General features: G+C 43.2%; 16 protein-coding genes. All 16 read right to left on the reverse strand.

The features are described from left to right. Window positions 1–105 precede the first annotated feature (105 nt). Entirely contained in the window at window positions 106–489 is a 384-nt protein-coding gene (rbfA, locus tag UB32_RS13205) for a 30S ribosome-binding factor RbfA (RefSeq protein ID WP_044394429.1), read from the reverse strand. Window positions 490–507: 18 nt separating this feature from the next. Next, window positions 508–789 carry a DUF503 domain-containing protein gene (locus tag UB32_RS13210; protein WP_084221840.1) on the reverse strand — a complete coding sequence of 94 codons (282 nt, stop codon included), beginning with the start codon at window positions 787–789 and terminating at the stop codon, window positions 508–510. Continuing rightward, window positions 789–3,092: a translation initiation factor IF-2 gene (infB, locus tag UB32_RS13215; protein WP_044394430.1), complete on the reverse strand. Its 2,304-nt coding sequence runs from the start codon at window positions 3,090–3,092 to the stop codon at window positions 789–791. The genes UB32_RS13210 and infB overlap by 1 nt, the downstream gene beginning before the upstream one ends. Before the next feature lie 19 nt (window positions 3,093–3,111). Then, the gene (locus tag UB32_RS13220; RefSeq protein ID WP_044394474.1) at window positions 3,112–3,414 is read right to left on the reverse strand and encodes a YlxQ family RNA-binding protein; all 303 of its coding nucleotides are present in this window, start codon (window positions 3,412–3,414) and stop codon (window positions 3,112–3,114) included. Window positions 3,415–3,419: 5 nt separating this feature from the next. Beyond that, the gene (rnpM, locus tag UB32_RS13225) at window positions 3,420–3,695 is read right to left on the reverse strand and encodes an RNase P modulator RnpM (protein WP_044394475.1); all 276 of its coding nucleotides are present in this window, start codon (window positions 3,693–3,695) and stop codon (window positions 3,420–3,422) included. A gap of 16 nt (window positions 3,696–3,711) precedes the next feature. After that, window positions 3,712–4,818 (reverse strand): transcription termination factor NusA, encoded by a 1,107-nt coding sequence (gene nusA, locus UB32_RS13230; protein WP_044394431.1) that lies wholly within the window; start codon window positions 4,816–4,818, stop codon window positions 3,712–3,714. A gap of 117 nt (window positions 4,819–4,935) precedes the next feature. After that, window positions 4,936–5,406: a ribosome maturation factor RimP gene (gene rimP, locus UB32_RS13235; protein ID WP_044394432.1), complete on the reverse strand. Its 471-nt coding sequence runs from the start codon at window positions 5,404–5,406 to the stop codon at window positions 4,936–4,938. A 191-nt stretch (window positions 5,407–5,597) separates the two neighbouring features. Next, window positions 5,598–9,923 (reverse strand): PolC-type DNA polymerase III, encoded by a 4,326-nt coding sequence (locus tag UB32_RS13240; RefSeq protein ID WP_044394433.1) that lies wholly within the window; start codon window positions 9,921–9,923, stop codon window positions 5,598–5,600. Between the two features lie 253 nt (window positions 9,924–10,176). Then, the gene (locus UB32_RS13245; protein WP_044394434.1) at window positions 10,177–11,880 is read right to left on the reverse strand and encodes a proline--tRNA ligase; all 1,704 of its coding nucleotides are present in this window, start codon (window positions 11,878–11,880) and stop codon (window positions 10,177–10,179) included. Window positions 11,881–11,980: 100 nt separating this feature from the next. Next, complete coding sequence (rseP, locus tag UB32_RS13250; RefSeq protein ID WP_044394435.1) at window positions 11,981–13,240, reverse strand: RIP metalloprotease RseP; 1,260 nt, start codon at window positions 13,238–13,240, stop codon at window positions 11,981–11,983. 51 nt (window positions 13,241–13,291) lie between these two features. Continuing rightward, window positions 13,292–14,434: a 1-deoxy-D-xylulose-5-phosphate reductoisomerase gene (locus UB32_RS13255; RefSeq protein ID WP_044394436.1), complete on the reverse strand. Its 1,143-nt coding sequence runs from the start codon at window positions 14,432–14,434 to the stop codon at window positions 13,292–13,294. A gap of 82 nt (window positions 14,435–14,516) precedes the next feature. Further along, window positions 14,517–15,305: a phosphatidate cytidylyltransferase gene (locus UB32_RS13260; RefSeq protein ID WP_044394437.1), complete on the reverse strand. Its 789-nt coding sequence runs from the start codon at window positions 15,303–15,305 to the stop codon at window positions 14,517–14,519. A gap of 19 nt (window positions 15,306–15,324) precedes the next feature. Continuing rightward, complete coding sequence (locus UB32_RS13265) at window positions 15,325–16,101, reverse strand: isoprenyl transferase (RefSeq protein ID WP_044394438.1); 777 nt, start codon at window positions 16,099–16,101, stop codon at window positions 15,325–15,327. A gap of 439 nt (window positions 16,102–16,540) precedes the next feature. Further along, window positions 16,541–17,098 (reverse strand): ribosome recycling factor, encoded by a 558-nt coding sequence (frr, locus tag UB32_RS13270; RefSeq protein ID WP_044394439.1) that lies wholly within the window; start codon window positions 17,096–17,098, stop codon window positions 16,541–16,543. Next, window positions 17,098–17,823 (reverse strand): UMP kinase, encoded by a 726-nt coding sequence (pyrH, locus tag UB32_RS13275; protein WP_044394440.1) that lies wholly within the window; start codon window positions 17,821–17,823, stop codon window positions 17,098–17,100. The genes frr and pyrH overlap by 1 nt, the downstream gene beginning before the upstream one ends. Before the next feature lie 126 nt (window positions 17,824–17,949). Next, the gene (gene tsf, locus UB32_RS13280; RefSeq protein WP_044394441.1) at window positions 17,950–18,834 is read right to left on the reverse strand and encodes a translation elongation factor Ts; all 885 of its coding nucleotides are present in this window, start codon (window positions 18,832–18,834) and stop codon (window positions 17,950–17,952) included. Window positions 18,835–18,871 lie beyond the last annotated feature (37 nt).

Below are 18,871 nucleotides of genomic sequence, written 5' to 3' on the forward strand. Positions count from 1 at the left end.
TTGACATACTACCGCAGGTCTTACGTAGTATATAAATTCGAAAAAAATGGATAGACGGGTTGTCTATCCATTTTAATCGGATCAAGTTTCTTGACTATACTGTCTTTAATCCGTGTCTTTTTTCTCTTGCTCTTCTTCTCCAAGCTGCTCTTCTCTGTGCAGCTCATGGATTAGTGAGTTGATGCGATTTCCGTACGCCATTGTTTCATCAAATTCAAAGATCAGCTCCGGTGTCTTTCTAAGGCGGATTCGCTGGCCAATTTCTGTCCTGATGAAACCTTTTGCCTTCGCTAACCCTTTAAGCGAATCTTCCCGCTGTTGTTCGTCTCCTAAAACAGAGATATAAACCTTCGCCTGCTGCAGGTCTCCTGTAACCTGGACATCTGTCACAGTTACAAAACCTACTCGCGGATCTTTGATTTTTCGGCTGATGATATCGCCTAACTCTTTTTTCATTTGTTCGCCAACACGATTTACTCTATGACCCATTTTTAATCACCTCATTAATCAAAGCCATTCTATTTCGGTGATGGTACGTTCGATCTCTGGAAAAGAATCAATCATTTTCAAGGCATTGTGAAGCTCCCTTTCGGTCGATACCTTAGATGCTGAAACAGCTACAACCGCAATTGTTGTCCGCTGCCAGACATCGTGATGCTCAACTTCGGAAACAGAGACATTAAATTTTCGCTTCAGCCTTGTGATAATCCGCTGCAGTACAGCTCTCTTTTCTTTTAGAGAATGAGCATCATATATGATGCACTCACAGGCTGCTAAGCCTACTATCATTAACGTTCCACTTCTTCCATGATATATGCTTCAATAACATCGCCTTCCTTGACGTCATTGAAGTTTTTAATGGTAATCCCACATTCATAACCAGTAGCTACTTCCTTCGCATCATCCTTGAATCGTTTTAACGCATCAAGCTGCCCTTCAAAAATGACAACTCCTTCACGGATCAAGCGAACACCGCTGTCACGAGTGATTTTTCCATCAGTGACATAAGAACCTGCAATCGTTCCGATTTTTGATACCTTGAAAATCTGGCGGACTTCAGCCTGGCCAATGATTTTTTCTGCATAAACCGGATCAAGCATTCCTTTCATCGCTGATTCGATTTCTTCGATCACCTTATAAATAATCCGGTGGAGTCGAATATCAACCTTTTCAGAATCAGCAGCACGTTTTGCATTATTATCCGGACGTACGTTGAAACCAATAACGATACCGTTTGAAGCTGCTGCAAGGGTGATATCAGACTCATTGATCGCACCGACACCTGTGTGAATGATCCTTACATTTACACCTTCAACCTCGAGTTTCTGCAATGCCGCAGCAAGTGCTTCGACTGACCCTTGGACGTCAGCTTTAATAATTAGATTTAGGTCTTTCATTTCCCCTTGTTTCATATGTTCAAACAATGTATCGAGGCTCACGCGTGTTTTTTCGCTTCGCTGTGCCTGCAATGCCTGCTGTGAACGGTTTTCACCAATGTGGCGTGCCGTTTTTTCGTCTTCAAACACGACGAAGCGATCACCGGCCTGCGGTACATCATTCAATCCTGTAATTTCAACAGGAGTGGAAGGTCCTGCTTCCTTTACGCGACGGCCTAAGTCATTCACCATGGCACGCACACGTCCAAACGTGTTCCCAACAACGATCGGATCTCCAATTTTCAATGTGCCATTCTGGACAAGCAGGGTTGCCACGGAGCCACGCCCCTTGTCAAGCTGTGCTTCGATTACAGTACCCATTGCATTTCTGTTTGGGTTAGCTTTGTATTCTTCCACTTCCCCGACAAGAAGAATCATTTCCAGTAAGCTGTCAATTCCTTCCCCTGTCAATGCCGAGATTGGTACAAAGATTGTCTCTCCGCCCCATGCTTCCGGTACAAGTCCATACTCTGTTAATTCTTGCATGACGCGATCTGGATTTGCAGTTGGTTTATCCATCTTGTTTACTGCAACGATGATTGGCACTTCGGCCGCTTTCGCGTGGTTTATTGCCTCGACAGTCTGCGGCTTTACTCCGTCATCTGCGGCGACAACCAGAATGGTAATATCCGTAATTTTCGCACCGCGTGCACGCATCGTAGTGAACGCAGCATGGCCAGGGGTATCCAGGAAGGTAATTTTCTTGCCATTTTCTTCAACCTGGTAGGCACCGATATGCTGAGTAATTCCACCGGCTTCTCCTGCTGTCACTTTCGTATTTCGGATAGAATCAAGCAGTGTTGTTTTCCCGTGGTCTACATGGCCCATAATGGTAACAACGGACGGTCGTTCAACCAAGGAATCTGCCTCATCCTCCGAAAAGTACACTTCAAGGTCTGTTGAATCGATCTTGATTTCCTCTTCTACTTCGACGCCATAATCAGTGGCGATCAACTCGATTGCATCTTTTTCTAGTTCCTGATTAATCGTTGCCATGACACCAAGCATGAAGAGCTTCTTGATGATTTCGGAAGGCTCACGGTTCAATTTCTTGGCTAGTTCAGCAACTGTAAGGGATTCAGTAAAAGTAATCTTTACTGGTAGCTCTTTTACTTTTTTCGGCTGTTGTTGTACCTGCTGTTGGTTTTGTCTTCCTTTATTTTGATTCTGCTGATTTTTGTTTCTGTTGTTTTGTTTGTTCTTGTTGAACGGCTGAGAATTACCAGGCTTTTTAGCTGCCGCCGAAGTTTTTACCTTTTCAGGAGTTGTCGCACGGCGCTCATCATCAGAAAATGCGCTTGCGGTTGTCTTAAGTTGTGGTTTCTCCTGACCATTTTGGTTGCGTTGTTGATTTTGTCCTTGATTGCGATTTGGACCTTGGCTTGACTTTTGTCCCTGACTTGGTCTTTGGCTCTGATTACGGTTCTGACCTTGGTTGCTGCCCTGAGAAGCCTTCGGCCGGCTTTGTTCTGGCTTCTGAGCTGATTGATTTGGATCTTTCTTTTGGTAGATTGCATCCAGCTTCTTGATCGTATCTTCTTCAATAGTAGTCATATGGTTGGAAACCTCAATATTCATTTCTTTTAATTTTATAATCACGTCTTTACTCGATAAATCATGCTTCTTCGCATATTCATAAACGCGTGTTTTACTCATATTTTCACCCCCGTTAGAATTAATCGAGCAACGTAAACAGTTTTTTTGCAAAGCCCTCGTCCAACAGGGCTACTACAACACGGGCATCCTTTCCAATCGCCTTGCCAAGCTGAAACCTGTCTGGAACCATCTTGCAGGGAACGTTATAGGATTTGCACTTGTCGGTAATCTTCTTTGTAGTATTTGCGGATGCATCCGCTGAAAGCAAAATGAGTTTCGCTTTCCCGCTTCTGATTTCCTTGACGGAAAGCTCTTCTCCTGAAATGATTTTCCGCGCTCGATTGGCTAAACCAAGCAGTGACATCCATTGATTTGCGTTCATCAGGATCATCTGCTCTCCTTTTCGATAAGGTCAATCAGCTCATCGTATATTGCATCATCCACCTGTGTTTCAAGTTGCTTGGACAATATATTTCGTTTCTTTGCTAAAACCACCGCTTGTTTATCTTTTGAAAGATAAGCTCCTCGTCCTGACTTCTTCCCAGTCAGGTCGATTGATACTTCTCCTTCTTTTGAGCGAACGATGCGAACTAGTTCTTTTTTCGGCCTCATTTCACCGGTTGCGACACACTTTCGCATAGGAACCTTTTTGCGGCTGTTCACGATCATTCACCTCACCTTAATCGAAGTCTTCTTCATAGTCATCATCAGCAGATAACAACGGCTCATTGTCTCGTGGAAAAATCCCGATCTCTCTTGCCTCGGTTTCTGCCTTGATGTCTATTTTCCAGCCAGTAAGCTTAGCGGCAAGACGCGCGTTTTGTCCGCGTTTGCCAATTGCAAGTGATAGCTGGTAATCTGGAACGATTACCGTTGTTGCTTTTTCTGCTTCATTGACTAGGACATCAAGAACTTTTGAAGGGCTCAATGCATTTGCCACAAATACAACTGGGTCCTCAGACCATTTAACGATGTCTATTTTTTCACCCTTAAGCTCATTTACGACAGCCTGAACGCGATTTCCGCGCGGACCAACACATGAACCTACTGGGTCCACCTCTTTGTTATCAGAATGGACAGAGATTTTTGAACGGTCTCCTGCTTCTCGTGCAACTGACTTGATTTCAACCGTACCGTCATAAATTTCAGGTACTTCAATTTCGAAAAGTCTCTTTAACAGCCCCGGGTGGGTTCTGGAAACGAAAATTTGTGGACCTTTTGTGGTTTTTTCAACCTTGGTGATAAAAACCTTGATGCGGTCATGAGGCTTATAATGTTCATTTGGCATCTGCTCATTCGCTGGCAGGATCGCCTCGATTTTGCCAAGACTCACATAGATGAACTTTGGATCCTGGCGCTGGACGATGCCCGTCATAATATCTTCTTCCCGATCGATGAATTCTGAATAGATGATTCCTCTTTCAGCTTCACGAACACGCTGAGTGACAACCTGTTTGGCAGTCTGAGCCGCAATCCGTCCGAAGTCCTTTGGTGTGACTTCGAGTTCCACTACATCTTCTACTACATAATTAGGATTGATTTTCCGTGCATCTTCCAGTGAAATTTCCAGGCGCGGGTCAAAGACTTCATCGACTACTTCCTTTCTGGCAAAAACACGCATGGAACCACTTCCTAAATTCAAGTCGATCCGAACATTTTGGGCCTGATTGAAGTTACGACGGTACGCAGAAATTAATGCAGCTTCCATGGCATCAATTAAAACATCCCTGGAAATTCCTTTTTCTTTTTCAAGAATTGTAAGAGCATCCAACAATTCGCTGCTCATGAGATATGAATCCCCCTTTTTTTACTACCCTCTTTTTAAGGTTTCTTTGGGACTATGTAACCCGAGAATAATCCAAAATTGCCTTTACACTAATGACTAAAGATTTTACTGGACAGATTATGAAAAAGTGACTGCAAGCCTTGCGCTGGCAATCTTATCAAAAGGTAGTTGAATTATTTTCGTACGGGTTTTGATCTTCACTTCCACAGTAACGGTTTCACCATTATAATCGGTCAATATCCCCTCAAACGCCTTTTCTCCATCTATCGGTTCATACGTCTTGATAAAGACATTTTTTCCGATGGCATTTTGATAATCCTTTTCCTTTTTCAAAGGGCGTTCAGCACCAGGTGAGGAAACCTCCAAAAAGTAGTTATGCGGGATTGGATCAATGGCATCAAGCTTCTCGCTAAGGCGTTCACTGACGATGCCGCATTCCTCGATATCAATACCGTTGTCCTTATCAATGTATACGCGCAGGAACCAGTTCTTCCCTTCTTTGACGTATTCGATGTCTACTAATTCTAAGTTGTTTTCCATTAAGATGGGAGTTACTAGCTCTTCCACTGTTTCTGTAACCTTGCTCATAAAATCCCTCCTTAGACATAACATTCCGTTACATTTTTGGTTAAATTTCCACAAAAAAGTGCTTAACAAACAAGAAAGAGCGGGTTGCCCCACTCTCCTCTGCCAGAGTTATCCTTAGTATTTCCAATAAAAATATAACATAACCTGCTATTTATTGCAACCGAAGGCGAACGGAACGTTTTCGTACGATATTAGAATAAGGACAATTGGTTTTGATCTGGCATTCCTTCCAGGCAGCCGTGGTTATCGAGATACTCCAGGATGGTCTTTGAAATCTTTCCGCGCTGCTGGAGGTCTTCTTTTGACAGGAACTCTCCTTGTTCACGCGCATTGACGATATTAAATGCCGCGTTCGTACCTAAACCTGGGATTGCATTGAATGGCGGAATCAATTTATTTCCTTCAATAATGAATTCCGTTGCACTTGACTTGTATAAATCTACTTTCGCAAACTCATACCCGCGTTCGCACATTTCTAGCGCCAGTTCCATAACAGTCATCAAGTTCTTTTCTTTTGTTGAAGCATCAAGCCCTTTCGTATTGATTTCGTCAAGGACCGATCGAATACTTTCAGAACCTCGAACCATAGCGTCCACCTCAAAATCATCTGCCCTAACTGTAAAATAGGCCGCATAATACATAAGCGGATGGTGAACCTTGAAATACGCAATCCTGACTGCCATCAAAACATAGGCAGCCGCGTGAGCTTTAGGAAACATATACTTGATCTTTTTACAAGAATCGATATACCATTCCGGCACTTTATTTTTGCGCATTTCTTCTTCCATTTCATCCGTCAGGCCTTTCCCTTTACGGACAGATTCCATAATCTTAAAAGCGAATGCCGGTTCTAGACCCTGATAAATTAGGTAGACCATTATATCATCACGACAACCGATCACTTCACTAAGGTTACAAGTATGGTTATGGATCAATTCTTGGGCATTTCCAAGCCATACATCCGTACCATGGGAAAGGCCGGAAATCTGCACGAGCTCGGAGAAAGTCGTCGGCTTCGTGTCTTCAAGCATTTGCCGAACGAATTTAGTGCCGAACTCCGGAATACCAAGTGAGCCGGTCTTTGACATTATTTGCTGCTCCGTCACACCAAGCGATTCCGTTCCGCTGAAAATCTTCATGACTTCCGGATCATCGGTTGGTATGGTTTTAGGATCGATCCCGCTTAAATCCTGGAGCATCCTAATCACTGTCGGGTCATCGTGACCAAGAATATCCAGTTTCAATAAATTATCGTGAATCGAATGGAAATCAAAGTGAGTTGTTTTCCATTCGGACGTGTTGCTATCTGCAGGAAACTGAATCGGCGTAAAGTCATAAATATCCATATAATCTGGAACAACAATGATTCCGCCCGGGTGCTGCCCGGTTGTTCGTTTTACTCCCGTGCACCCAGACGCGAGTCGGTCGATTTCTGCCCCTCTTAAATGCAGGTTATTGTCACTCTGATAGCCTTTCACATAACCATAAGCCGTTTTATCAGCAACCGTACCGATTGTTCCGGCACGATACACATAATCTTCTCCAAACAACTTTTTTGTGTAGTTATGGGCACGTGGCTGGTATTCACCCGAGAAGTTCAAGTCGATATCCGGAACTTTGTCGCCCTTAAACCCTAGGAAGGTTTCAAACGGAATATCATGGCCATCTTTTTTATATTTGATCCCGCAATCTGGGCAATCCTTGTCTGGAAGATCAAACCCAGAGCCAACTGAGCCATCATTGAAAAACTCGGACTTCTTACACTTAGGGCATACATAATGCGGCGGAAGCGGATTTACCTCGGTGATTTCCGTCATTGTCGCTACAAAAGAAGATCCAACAGAACCTCGTGAACCAACGAGATACCCATCATCCAATGACTTTTTCACTAGTTTATGGGAAATCAAATAGATAACAGCAAAACCATTATCTATAATACTCTTCAGCTCTTTTTCGAGGCGTGCTTCGACGATTTCTGGAAGTTCGTTCCCGTAGATTCTGCGAGCCATTTCATAGCTCATGCTGCGCATTTCTTCATCCGCGCCTTCAATTTTCGGCGTGTAAAGCTCGTCTTTTATCGGTTTGATGACCTCGATCCTATCAGCAATCTTATTCGTATTTTCGACAACGATTTCTTTTGCCTTTTTCTCTCCTAAAAACGCAAAGGCCTCCAGCATTTCATTCGTGGTCCTGAAATGAACGTCAGGAAGCTGGTGACGGTTTAGCGGATTAGCGCCGCCTTGGGAATTTACTAAAATTTTTCGATATATTTTATCGTTTTCATTCAAGTAATGTACATTCCCTGTAGCAACTACTGGCAAATCCAGCTTTTCACCAAGCTTGACGATATTGGCAATGATATCCTCTAGTGCTTTCTGATCTCTGACTAATTCCAGCTCCAGCAAATGGGCATAAACCGCTTTCGGGTGGACCTCTAGATAATCATAGAACTGCGCTGCTTCTTCGACTTCTTCCCGGCCTTTTTGCATCATGCCTTCAAAAATTTCTCCTTTGTCGCAACCCGAACCTATCAGGATGCCTTCACGATGCTTGTTCAGCAACGATCGCGGAATTCTTGGCACTCTGTAAAAATAATCAATATGTGAAATGGAAACAAGCTTGAAAATGTTTTTCATACCAATTTCATTTTTCGCAAGCAAGGTAGCATGAAATGGACGCGCTCTTTGGAAAGCTTTCCCCTTCCCCATGTTGTCGTTAAGCTGATTATGGTATTCCAGTCCCAGTTCCGCTGCATCTTTCAACATTCTCAACAATAGATACCCTGTCGCTTCGGCATCATAAATTGCACGGTGATGCTGTGTCAATTCAATATCGAATTTTTTTGCAAGGGTATTTAACCTATGGTTCTTCATATCCGGGTACAGGAAACGGCCCAATTCCAGTGTATCGATTACCGGATTTGGAGCTTTTCCTATTCCGATTTTTTTATAGCCGGTGTTCAAAAAGCCCATATCGAATGAGGCATTATGGGCAACTAAAATACTCTCAGCTGCCCACTCATGGAATTTTTTCAAAACCTCGCTTATCTCCGGGGCATTTTGGACCATATCATCCGTAATACCAGTCAGGTTAATTGTTGTTGCCGACAATCGATGGTGCGGATTCGCAAACGATTCGAACCGGTCAATGATTTCGCCGCCGCGCACTTTTACGGCTGCTAGTTCAATGATCGTATCGTATACAGCGGACAACCCGGTTGTTTCAACGTCAAACACAACATACGTAGCGTCTGCAAGCAATCTATGCGCCTCATTATAGGCAATAGGCACCCCGTCATTCACAAGGTTGATTTCCACACCATAAAGGATTTTAATGTCATTTTTCTTTCCGGCACTGAATGCTTCTGGGAAAGATTGGACAACTGCGTGATCGGTAATTGCCACCGCTTTGTGGCCCCACTTGGCTGCCTGAGCGACAAGGGCACTAACAGGAGTGACCGCGTCCATTTGGCTCATCGGACTATGAAGGTGCAGCTCGACTCTTTTTTCGCCTGCTGGGGCAGAATCGATTCTTCCTTTTGGTTTGATTTCGTTCACATCATTCCCAATCATGATAAGATCACGAACGAAGGTGTCATTTTGGATGCTTCCTCTTACCTTTAACCACATCCCTTTTGAAATGCGCTGATATAGGGCAGCATCCTCCTTGTCTCGTGAGAACATTTTTACGATGATGGAACTGGTATAATCGGTAATCTTAAATGTTAGAAGCGTTCTGCCGCTGCGAAGTTCCTTTGTCTCAGCAAAAAATACATATCCTTCAACAGCAACGCGGCGTTCTTCATCAACAATGTCCTCCAGCTTGCGGAAATCGGCATCATCTTTGATTGTTAGTCCGATGGTTACTGGCCCATCGAGAGCTGACCCATCACCCTGGGCTTTTTCCGCTTCCTTTTTCTGCATTTCCATCATCGCCATCAATCCGCGTTCCTGATCTTCCTTCTCATTTGCCTTCAAGAATCGTTCGTATTCATCCGAAGTGTGATCACTGCTGACAACAGTGTCCACCGTCAATGGCGGAAATCCAAAACCTTGGTAGATCTCAGCAATCATCCCTCCATATTTCCTTTTAAGGGCTAGTCCTTCTGCATCATTCCTGGCTGTAAGAAGGATCTTTGTCCCCTGTATTTTCGGTACCTGTTCATTCAGCAGCTTTAACAATGGCGGTGCAATTCCATCGATTTCCTTGATGCACAGCTTCCAGTAATCAAGGATGTGCTGCTCGCTAATGGCCTGGTCCAATACTTTTACCGAGTATGCTACTTTTGCAATGTGGGAAAAAGTCTGCTCTAATTTTCCTGCGAAGCTACTAAACAGCGAACAAGGAATAATTCTTTCAAACTGGAAAAAGAAATGCCATTTTCTTGCCTGCTTTTCTATTATGACCTTGTCAATTTGCGCATTTTGAAACTGGGTGACAATGGCATCTTCTGTAAGCTGCAACTGTTGCAGCAGGAGCTGAAACCTTGCTTTTTTCCCTGACGAAAGATCACTCATATTTTTTCTCTCCCATCTAGTTTGAAATATCTATCGGGACGAAAAGCCCGTTAAAAGTGATTCTAGTTTTTTTATTAAGTGATTAATAGCAATGGTTATTATACCATAAAATGTTTGTGCCGTTACCTGTGTTTGATATTTCATTTTGGTGTTCCAATAGGAAAAGGATTCTGGGCACATTGACTATCACGCTTGCAGGAAACTCCTAATAAACACCAAAAAGCGGAACCTAATGAAAGGATCCGCTTTCTGTTTATAGTTCTTTGAGCATATTTTTTAATGTATCCGCGAGGTCATCTTTGTGTATTTCTTGCATTTCACCGTTTTTGCGGATTTTGACTTCGACGATTCCTTCGCTGGCTTTTTTGCCGATCGTGACTCTTATCGGCAAACCAATGAGGTCAGCATCTGCGAATTTCACTCCTGGGCGTTCCTGTCGGTCATCCAACAGGATTTCCATCCCAGCTTGCTGCAGACTGGAATACAGCGCTTCAGCCAGTTCTGCCTGAGCATTGTCTTTCATGTTCACAGCAATTAGATGGACATCGAATGGCGAAATATTCGTTGGCCACACTAGTCCGTTTTCGTCATTAAATTGTTCAGCAACTGCAGCCATTGTACGGGAAACCCCTATCCCATAACAACCCATGATCATAGGCTTTGACCTTCCATTTTCATCGAGAATTTCAGCATTCATCGATTCACTATACCTTGTGCCGAGCTTGAATACATGGCCTACTTCGATTCCCTTTGCAAACACGATGGTTCCTTGTCCATCTGGGGATGGATCTCCTTCTTTAATAAAGCGAAGATCCGTGTAGGTTGAAACCTTTAAGTCACGATCAGGATTGACATTTGTATAATGGTAATCTTCTTCATTAGCTCCGCATACTCCATTTACGATTGCCTCCACCGCTAAATCTGCAAGTACCTCGACACCATCCACTCCGATTGGACCAAGGGAGCCAACAGAGCATCCAAGTATTTCTTTTGTTGTAATCGTATCGGCTAATTCGACGGTAGCAGCACCATAATAATTTTTCAACTTAATATCGTTCACTTCGTGGTCCCCACGTACCAAAACAAGCACAAAGCGATCATCTATTTTGAACAGCAGAGACTTGATACAATCTTTCTCTTCGACATTCAAGAAGCTCGAAACTTCTTCGATTGTCTTCTTGCCTTCTGTGCGGACTTTCTCCAGCTCCTTAGCCGGATCGCTGCTCTTTTCGTAAACAGCAGTCACTGGTGCCATTTCAATATTAGCAGCAAAATCGGACGTATCCGAATAAGCGATCGTATCTTCGCCAATATCCGAAAGGACCATGAACTCGTGAGTATCTTTTCCTCCCATTGCACCCGAATCAGCGATGACCGCTCGGAAATTCAATCCACAACGTCGGAACACATTGGAATACGCCTGAAAAATGCGCTCATATACCTCATCGAGACTCTCCTGCGATGCATGGAAAGAATAGGCATCCTTCATAATAAATTCGCGGCCGCGAAGGAGACCGAATCTTGGTCGTTTTTCATCACGATATTTCGTTTGGATCTGGTAAAGCGTTAGCGGCAGACGCTTATAAGACTTTACTTCATCGCGTACAAGGCTGGTGATGACTTCTTCATGAGTGGCACCGAGGGCAAACTCCCGGTCGTTCCGGTCCTTCAATCTCATTAATTCCGGTCCATAAGAATACCAGCGACCTGATTCTTGCCATAATTCCGCTTGCTGGAGCGCGGGCATGAACAGCTCAGCCGCTCCCGCATGGTTCATTTCATCCCTGATGATTGCCTCTACTTTTTGCAGAACCTTTCTCCCTAAAGGCAAGTATGTATAAACACCGCTAGCATTTTGACGGATGAATCCGGCTCTTAGCAAAAGTTGATGGCTTTTTACATCTGCGTCAGCTGGCACTTCTCTTAAAGTAGGAATAAACGACATACTTTGCTTCATCTTAATTTACACCTCGTTATGAATTTTTCATCGTTTTTTGAAAAAACATTCCTGACCGAAAATTTTCGGGCAGGAAGTTTCTTTGCTACACAATGTTACATTACAGAAAAAACCGTTGAATATCGTTCCAAGTGACGACGAGCATCAGAAGCATCAATAACGCAAAACCAATGAAGTGGACCATTCCTTCTTTTTGCTTATCGATTGGTTTTCCTCTGAGCGCTTCAATTGCAAAGAATGTCAGCCTTCCGCCGTCTAAAGCTGGAAATGGAAGCAGGTTCATAATCCCAAGATTGATGCTTAAGATTCCCGCCCATTTCATTAAATAAAATATCCCAGACTTAGCAACAGTATCTGTGGACACATAAATTCCTACCGGACCAGACAACGCGTCAATCGAAAATTGGCCTGTCAGGAGTTTTCCTAGCATCGAGAAAATTTCGGTTGTCCAGAAATACGTTTCTTTTACGCCATATGAGATTGATTTGATTGGTGATTTTTCAACAGGACTGTAAACACCAATCAAGCCAATTTTTTGCCCTTCGACGTCTTTCACTTCAGGTGTCACCGGCATATCCAAGTTTTGTCCTTGACGGTTTATTGAGAAATCAAGTTCAGTCCCGGGATTTTTACGAATGATCTCAACAACATCTTGCCAGCTAGAAACTTCTGAACCTTCAATGCTATTGACTACATCCCCTTCTTGCAGCCCCGCTTTAAGGGCACTGCCGTCAGCAGTCAGCTTCCCAAGAACGGGCTCATTTGAAGGAATCCCCTGGAACAAAGCAAGGATGATGAAAACCACCATAGCAAGGATAAAATTCATCATCGGTCCAGCAAAGATTGCCATGGTTCTTTGTCCGAGTGTTTTGGAAGCGAACTGCCTGTCATATGGAGCAATTTGTGTTTCAGTATTATTTTCAACAATCACCGCAGTTTTGCTGACCGGATAGGATTTCAGCAGGCTGTCATCCTCGCCTTCTTCATATCCTTTTATCACCAACTCATGCTCAATATCTGCTTTTTCCACTTCAATAATTCTTGCATCAGGATACTTTTCCTTGTTCGTAAGGATAATTTTTTGCACTTCATTCTTTTCTAAAAGCAAACCCACTCTGTGCCCAGGCTTGATTTCTATTATTTCCGGGTCTTCGCCAGCCATTCTCACAAAACCGCCGATAGGCAGGAGACGAATCGTATAAACCGTTTCATTTTTCTTATGGGAGAACACTTTTGGCCCAAAACCAATCGCAAACTCCCGGCAAAGGATGCCTGCCCGTTTTGCGAATATCAGATGACCAAGTTCATGAAAGAATACGAGGGCACCAAAAATGACAATGAATGCAATAACTGTATTCAAATTAGCAAACCACCTTTTTTAAGGATAAAATCAACTTTGTAAAACTCTCTTTTATATTACCGAATTCACATAGTTTCTTGTCTCTCTGTCCGCCTCTTGAATGGTTTCGAGGTCAGGAGTTCCTATGATGATATGATGTTCCATTGCTTTCTCTATTAAGTCTTCAATTTGGAGAAAAGAGATTCTGTCCTGTAAAAAGGCAGCAACCGCGGCTTCATTTGCCGCATTCATCACCGCAGGCATCGTTCCCCCTGCCCGACCGGCATCATAAGCAAATTTCAGGCAGCGGAATCGGTTCAAGTCCATATCCTTAAAGTGAAGGCTTCCGATTTCAGACAGGTTCAATCTCTTTCCTGACAAAAGCGGCAGCCGGTCTGGGTAGGTAAGAGCATACTGAATCGGCACTTTCATATTCGGCGTACCGAGTTGGGCGATGATGCTAGTATCATGAAACTCTACCATCGAATGGATAATACTCTCTTGATGGAGCAGAACCGAAATGGCATCATATGGAAGAGAAAATAGCCAATGCGCTTCGATAACCTCTAAGCCTTTGTTCATCATAGTCGCGGAATCAATCGTTATTTTTGCTCCCATCGACCAATTCGGATGGTTCAAAGCAGCTGATTTTGTCACCCCATGCAATTCTTCTCTTGTCCGGTCCCTAAAGCTTCCACCCGAGGCTGTAAGGATGATTCGTTCGATATTCTTTTCTTTCTCACCCTGCAGTGCCTGAAAGATTGCTGAGTGCTCACTGTCCACTGGCAAGATCGTCACGTTATTTCGTATTGCTTCCTCCATAACAATATGACCAGCAGTGACAAGTGTTTCCTTATTGGCAATTGCGATCGTTTTGCCTGATCGAATTGCTTCTAGTGTTGGCTTCAATCCTACACTTCCAAGCACTGCATTGACTAGAACATCAGCCTTATCGAAAACTGCTGCTGCTTCAAGACCCTGAAGTCCATACACTATTTTAACTGATGAAAATTCTGACTTTAACCGGTCGGCATCCTCTTTTTCCTGTACCGAAACTAGTTCTGGCTGAAACTCATGGATGATTTTCCTGCAGAGCACAATGTTCCGGCCCGCAGACATGGAAACGAGTTCGAACTCCTCAGGATGCTCCCTGATCACTTCGAGTGTTTGGATCCCAATTGATCCTGTTGCACCCAACAAGCTAATTCTTTTCACAATTCTTTCACTCCTAATATCGGGAAGATGTATTCATCCGGCCGATCATGCTTGCTAAGCCCCTTTCACCGGTAAAAATCAATCACAGCAAATGTAGTAAATGGATTAACGGCCAAACAAACAGCAGACTGTCAAATCTGTCCAGCATACCGCCATGTCCAGGAAGGATGTTCCCTGAGTCTTTTATATGATAATAGCGTTTTAGCGCGGATTCGACAAGATCGCCTATTTGACCAAAAATAGATAAAAAGGCTGTAGCTGCCAGCAGGATGATGACTGATACCTCCATATCACCGAGTATACTAAACAAAAGTGCAACGACAAGTGCCGATGCTACACCGCCAAAAAAGCCCTCTGTTGTTTTATTCGGGCTGATTTCCGGCCAAAGCTTATGCTTGCCAATTGCCCTACCGATAAAATATGCTCCCGAATCGGTAGCCCAAATGATGAATAACGAATAAAACACATAGATTAGATTTGCATCTCGGGTTTCAATGAAAAAGTAAAAACCAAGCCCTACGTAAAGAATAGACATTATCGAAAAGGCAACATCTTCATAGGAAAAGCGATTCTTTGAAATGACCGTATAAGCCAAAAGCAAAAGCACTCCAAGAAAGAAGATTTCCACTTTGGTATAATCAATCTCCTTTAGAAAGCCGCTGTACTGGCTGGGAATCAGGAAAATCCATAATAGCACCAGGGATAGAAACCCCGGGATCGAGTAAAGGGTTAATTTCTTCATTTTCAGCGCTTCATATAATCCAATAGATGCTATTATATATACCATTGCGATAAATGGCCAGCCTCCGAAAATAACGATTGGAAGAAAAATAGCTGCAGCGATCACTGCTGTAATGATTCTTTGCTTCATTTACTTTTTCACACCTTTTTTAAACTCCTCCAAAACGCCGCTGGCGGCCCTGGAATGCTTCGATTGCTTCGATTAAATGCTCTTCGTTAAAATCAGGCCAAAGTACGTCAGTGAACCAGAACTCCGTATAGGCAAGCTGCCAAAGCATAAAATTGCTCAAACGGATTTCTCCGCTTGTCCTGATCAGTAAATCAGGATCATTCATCTCCCTTGTCATTAAGTAGGAGGAAAAGGCATCTTCTGTTAAATCGTCTTCTGAAATCTTACCGGTTCTCACATCTTCAATGACCCTTTTGACACCATCTAAAATTTCCGCCCTGCTACCATAATTAAGCGCAAAATTCAGTACAAGGCCGGTATTATCCTTTGTATCATCCATCGCTTTTTCAACGGCTTTTCTTGTATGCTCGGGAAGCTTATCCATGTATCCAATCATTTCAACCCGGACATTTTCTTCAACCAATTCAGGAAGGAAGGTGCCGAGAAATTCTTCCGGAAGTTTCATGAGAAAATCGACTTCCAATTTCGGTCTTTTCCAGTTCTCTGTAGAGAAAGCATATACAGTCAGCGTTTTTATTCCAAGTTCATTGGCCAGCTTGGTTATTTTTCGGACAACCTTCATTCCTTCATGATGACCAGCTACACGCGGCAATGCGCGTTTACTAGCCCAGCGTCCGTTTCCATCCATGATAATCGCTATATGAGCCGGAACTTGATGTTCTTTTATTTTTAGTAGACGTTCTTGGAAATCGGATGGGCTAGGATCCTTCTTCCATGGATTCAATTTATTTAACATTGTGACAGCTCCCCTAAAAGATTATCTTTAGCACCAATCATGGGGGTGACATTCCCTAAGAACGTTTGGTGCTGAAGCTGGACTGCTCACGAAAAGCCATAGAGTAATCCTGTTCTTCTCTCTTTCATTTCCATATGCCACTATCATACCAAAAAAGAACCAAGATATCTCTATAAACGGATGGACTAAAGCATGATATTATGTTGAATCAGGTTCCAGGCCAATAGCAGCCTTATAGACAGATTATGTTATTCAAAGAAAAAACAGAATAAAACGGCTAATATTATTATATTCTATCATTCAAACCGTTATCGTAAACTCATTCTTTTTATGTACTTTTTTAAAATGACAAATGGCCGCTTCCCTACTATTCCGTTGGCGGCCCATTTGATAGCGAAAAAACCCCCTGGAAAACAGAGGGTTTCGATGATCACTGACGTTAAACTTCCATGATCTCTTTTTCTTTGTCTTTCGCAATCTGATCGATTTTAGCGATATGCTCATCTGTAAGCTTCTGAATATCGTCTGAATACCCACGATGGGCATCTTCAGTGATTTCTCCACTTTTCTCTAACTTCTTTAAATCTTCATTGCCATCCCGGCGGATGTTACGAACAGCAACTTTTGCTTCTTCCGCTTCTTTTTTCACAAGTTTGGCAAGCTCTTTGCGCCGTTCTTCTGTTAACTGAGGAATCGCGATTCTAATGATCGATCCATCATTAGAAGGATTCAATCCTAAATCGGATTTCAAGATAGCTTTCTCAATCTCGCCGAGGATCGACCTATCATACGGCTGGATGATCAAAAGACGAGCTTCCGGTACAGAGATGCCGGCAAGCTGATTGACGGGTGTGGGCGCACCATAATAATCCACCTGAATCCTGTCTAAAAGAGAGGCATTGGCTCTGCCTGCACGGATGCTGGCAAGTTCGCGGGTAAAAGCCTGGATCGCTTTTGACATTCTTTCTTTCACATTGGCAATTGCTTGTTTTGGCATTAGTTTTTCCCCCTCACAATTGTTCCGATTGTTTCACCCATTACTGCTCGTTTGATATTCCCCTTCTCCAAGATGGAGAATACAATTAATGGAATATCATTGTCCATACAAAGCGATGAAGCAGTTGAATCCATAACAGTTAGACCTTCTTTCAACACATCTAAATAAGAAAGCTCTTCGTATTTAGTCGCTTGCTTATCAACGCGTGGATCTGCAGAGTATACACCATCAACATTATTCTTTGCCATAAGGATCACATCTGCTTCGATCTCTGCAGCCCGCAATGCAGCAGTAGTATCCGTGGAGAAGTACGGATTTCCCGTTCCGGCAGCAAAAATGACGACGCGTTTTTTCTCAAGATGTCTGATTGCCCTTCTTCTGATATACGGTTCGGCAACTTGACGCATTTCAATGGAAGTTTGTACCCTTGTCTCGATTCCGGCTTGTTCCAAACTGTCCTGCAATGACAGAGAATTCATGACAGTGGCAAGCATACCCATATAGTCTGCCGTCGCCCTGTCCATTCCCATTTCTTCACCGATTTTACCTCTCCAGATATTCCCTCCGCCAACGACTACAGCGATTTCTACATCCAATTCCGCAATTTCCTTTACCTGGTCTGCAACATTTTTGATTACCGTCGGATTGATGCCAAATCCTTGTTCTCCGGCTAACGCTTCTCCACTTAACTTTAAAACAACTCTTTTGTATTTAGGACTCGTCATAGGGTACCTCCATATGTAGTTTCAGGCTTTTCCTTTGCAAGAATAAATAGGAAAAGCCCTAGTAAAGCTATGTCCAAAAACAGGGAACACTGTAGTGTTCCCTGCCATTACATACGCAAGTAAAAATTATTTCTTGTTTACCTGGTTCATTACTTCTTCAGCAAAGTTGTCTTCACGCTTTTCAATGCCTTCGCCTACTTCGTAACGAGTAAATTCACGAAGAGTTCCGCCTTTTGATTCAACGAATTGGCGCACTTTTTGGTCAGGATTCTTAACGAATGGCTGATCAAGAACACAAACATCTTCAAAATATTTGCTAAGGCGGCCTTCAACCATTTTGGCAACAATATTTTCTGGCTTGCCTTCATTCAGTGCCTGTTGAGTAAGAACTTGACGCTCATGCTCCACTTCTTCTTGAGATACTTCGTCGCGTGAAACGTATTTAGGGTTTAATGCAGCGATGTGCATAGAAACATCCTTAGCAGCTGTTTCGTCAGTAGTTCCTTCCAAAACAGATAGTACGGCAATTCGTCCTCCCATGTGAAGGTATGCACCGAATGCATCGTTATCAGTCTTAGCTTTCACTTCAAAGCGGCGAAGGGAAAGCTTTTCCCCTATTTTTGCAATTGCATTGCTAATGCGAGTTTCAACAGTATCGCCATTTTCCATTGTTTGAGCGTTCGCTTCTTCCACCGATGCCGGCTTATTCTTTAATAAATGCTCAGCAATTTCTTTAACAAGGACTTGGAAACCCTCGTTCTTTGCTACAAAGTCTGTTTCAGAGTTCACTTCAAGAATGACAGCTTCGTTGCCTTCTGCAAGAATATAAGTGGTACCTTCAGCAGCGATGCGGTCAGCTTTTTTTGCAGCCTTAGCGATTCCTTTTTCACGCAGGTAATCGATTGCCTGGTCCATATCCCCATTTGTTTCCTGAAGCGCCTTTTTGCAATCCATCATACCTGCGCCAGTTTTTTCGCGCAATTCTTTAACCATTTGTGCAGTAATTGTCATAATGAAAAATCCTCCTAAAATCTCAGGTTTTATGTAA

The organism is Mesobacillus subterraneus (genome assembly GCF_000934845.1).
Classification (GTDB): domain Bacteria; phylum Bacillota; class Bacilli; order Bacillales; family Cytobacillaceae; genus Mesobacillus; species Mesobacillus stamsii.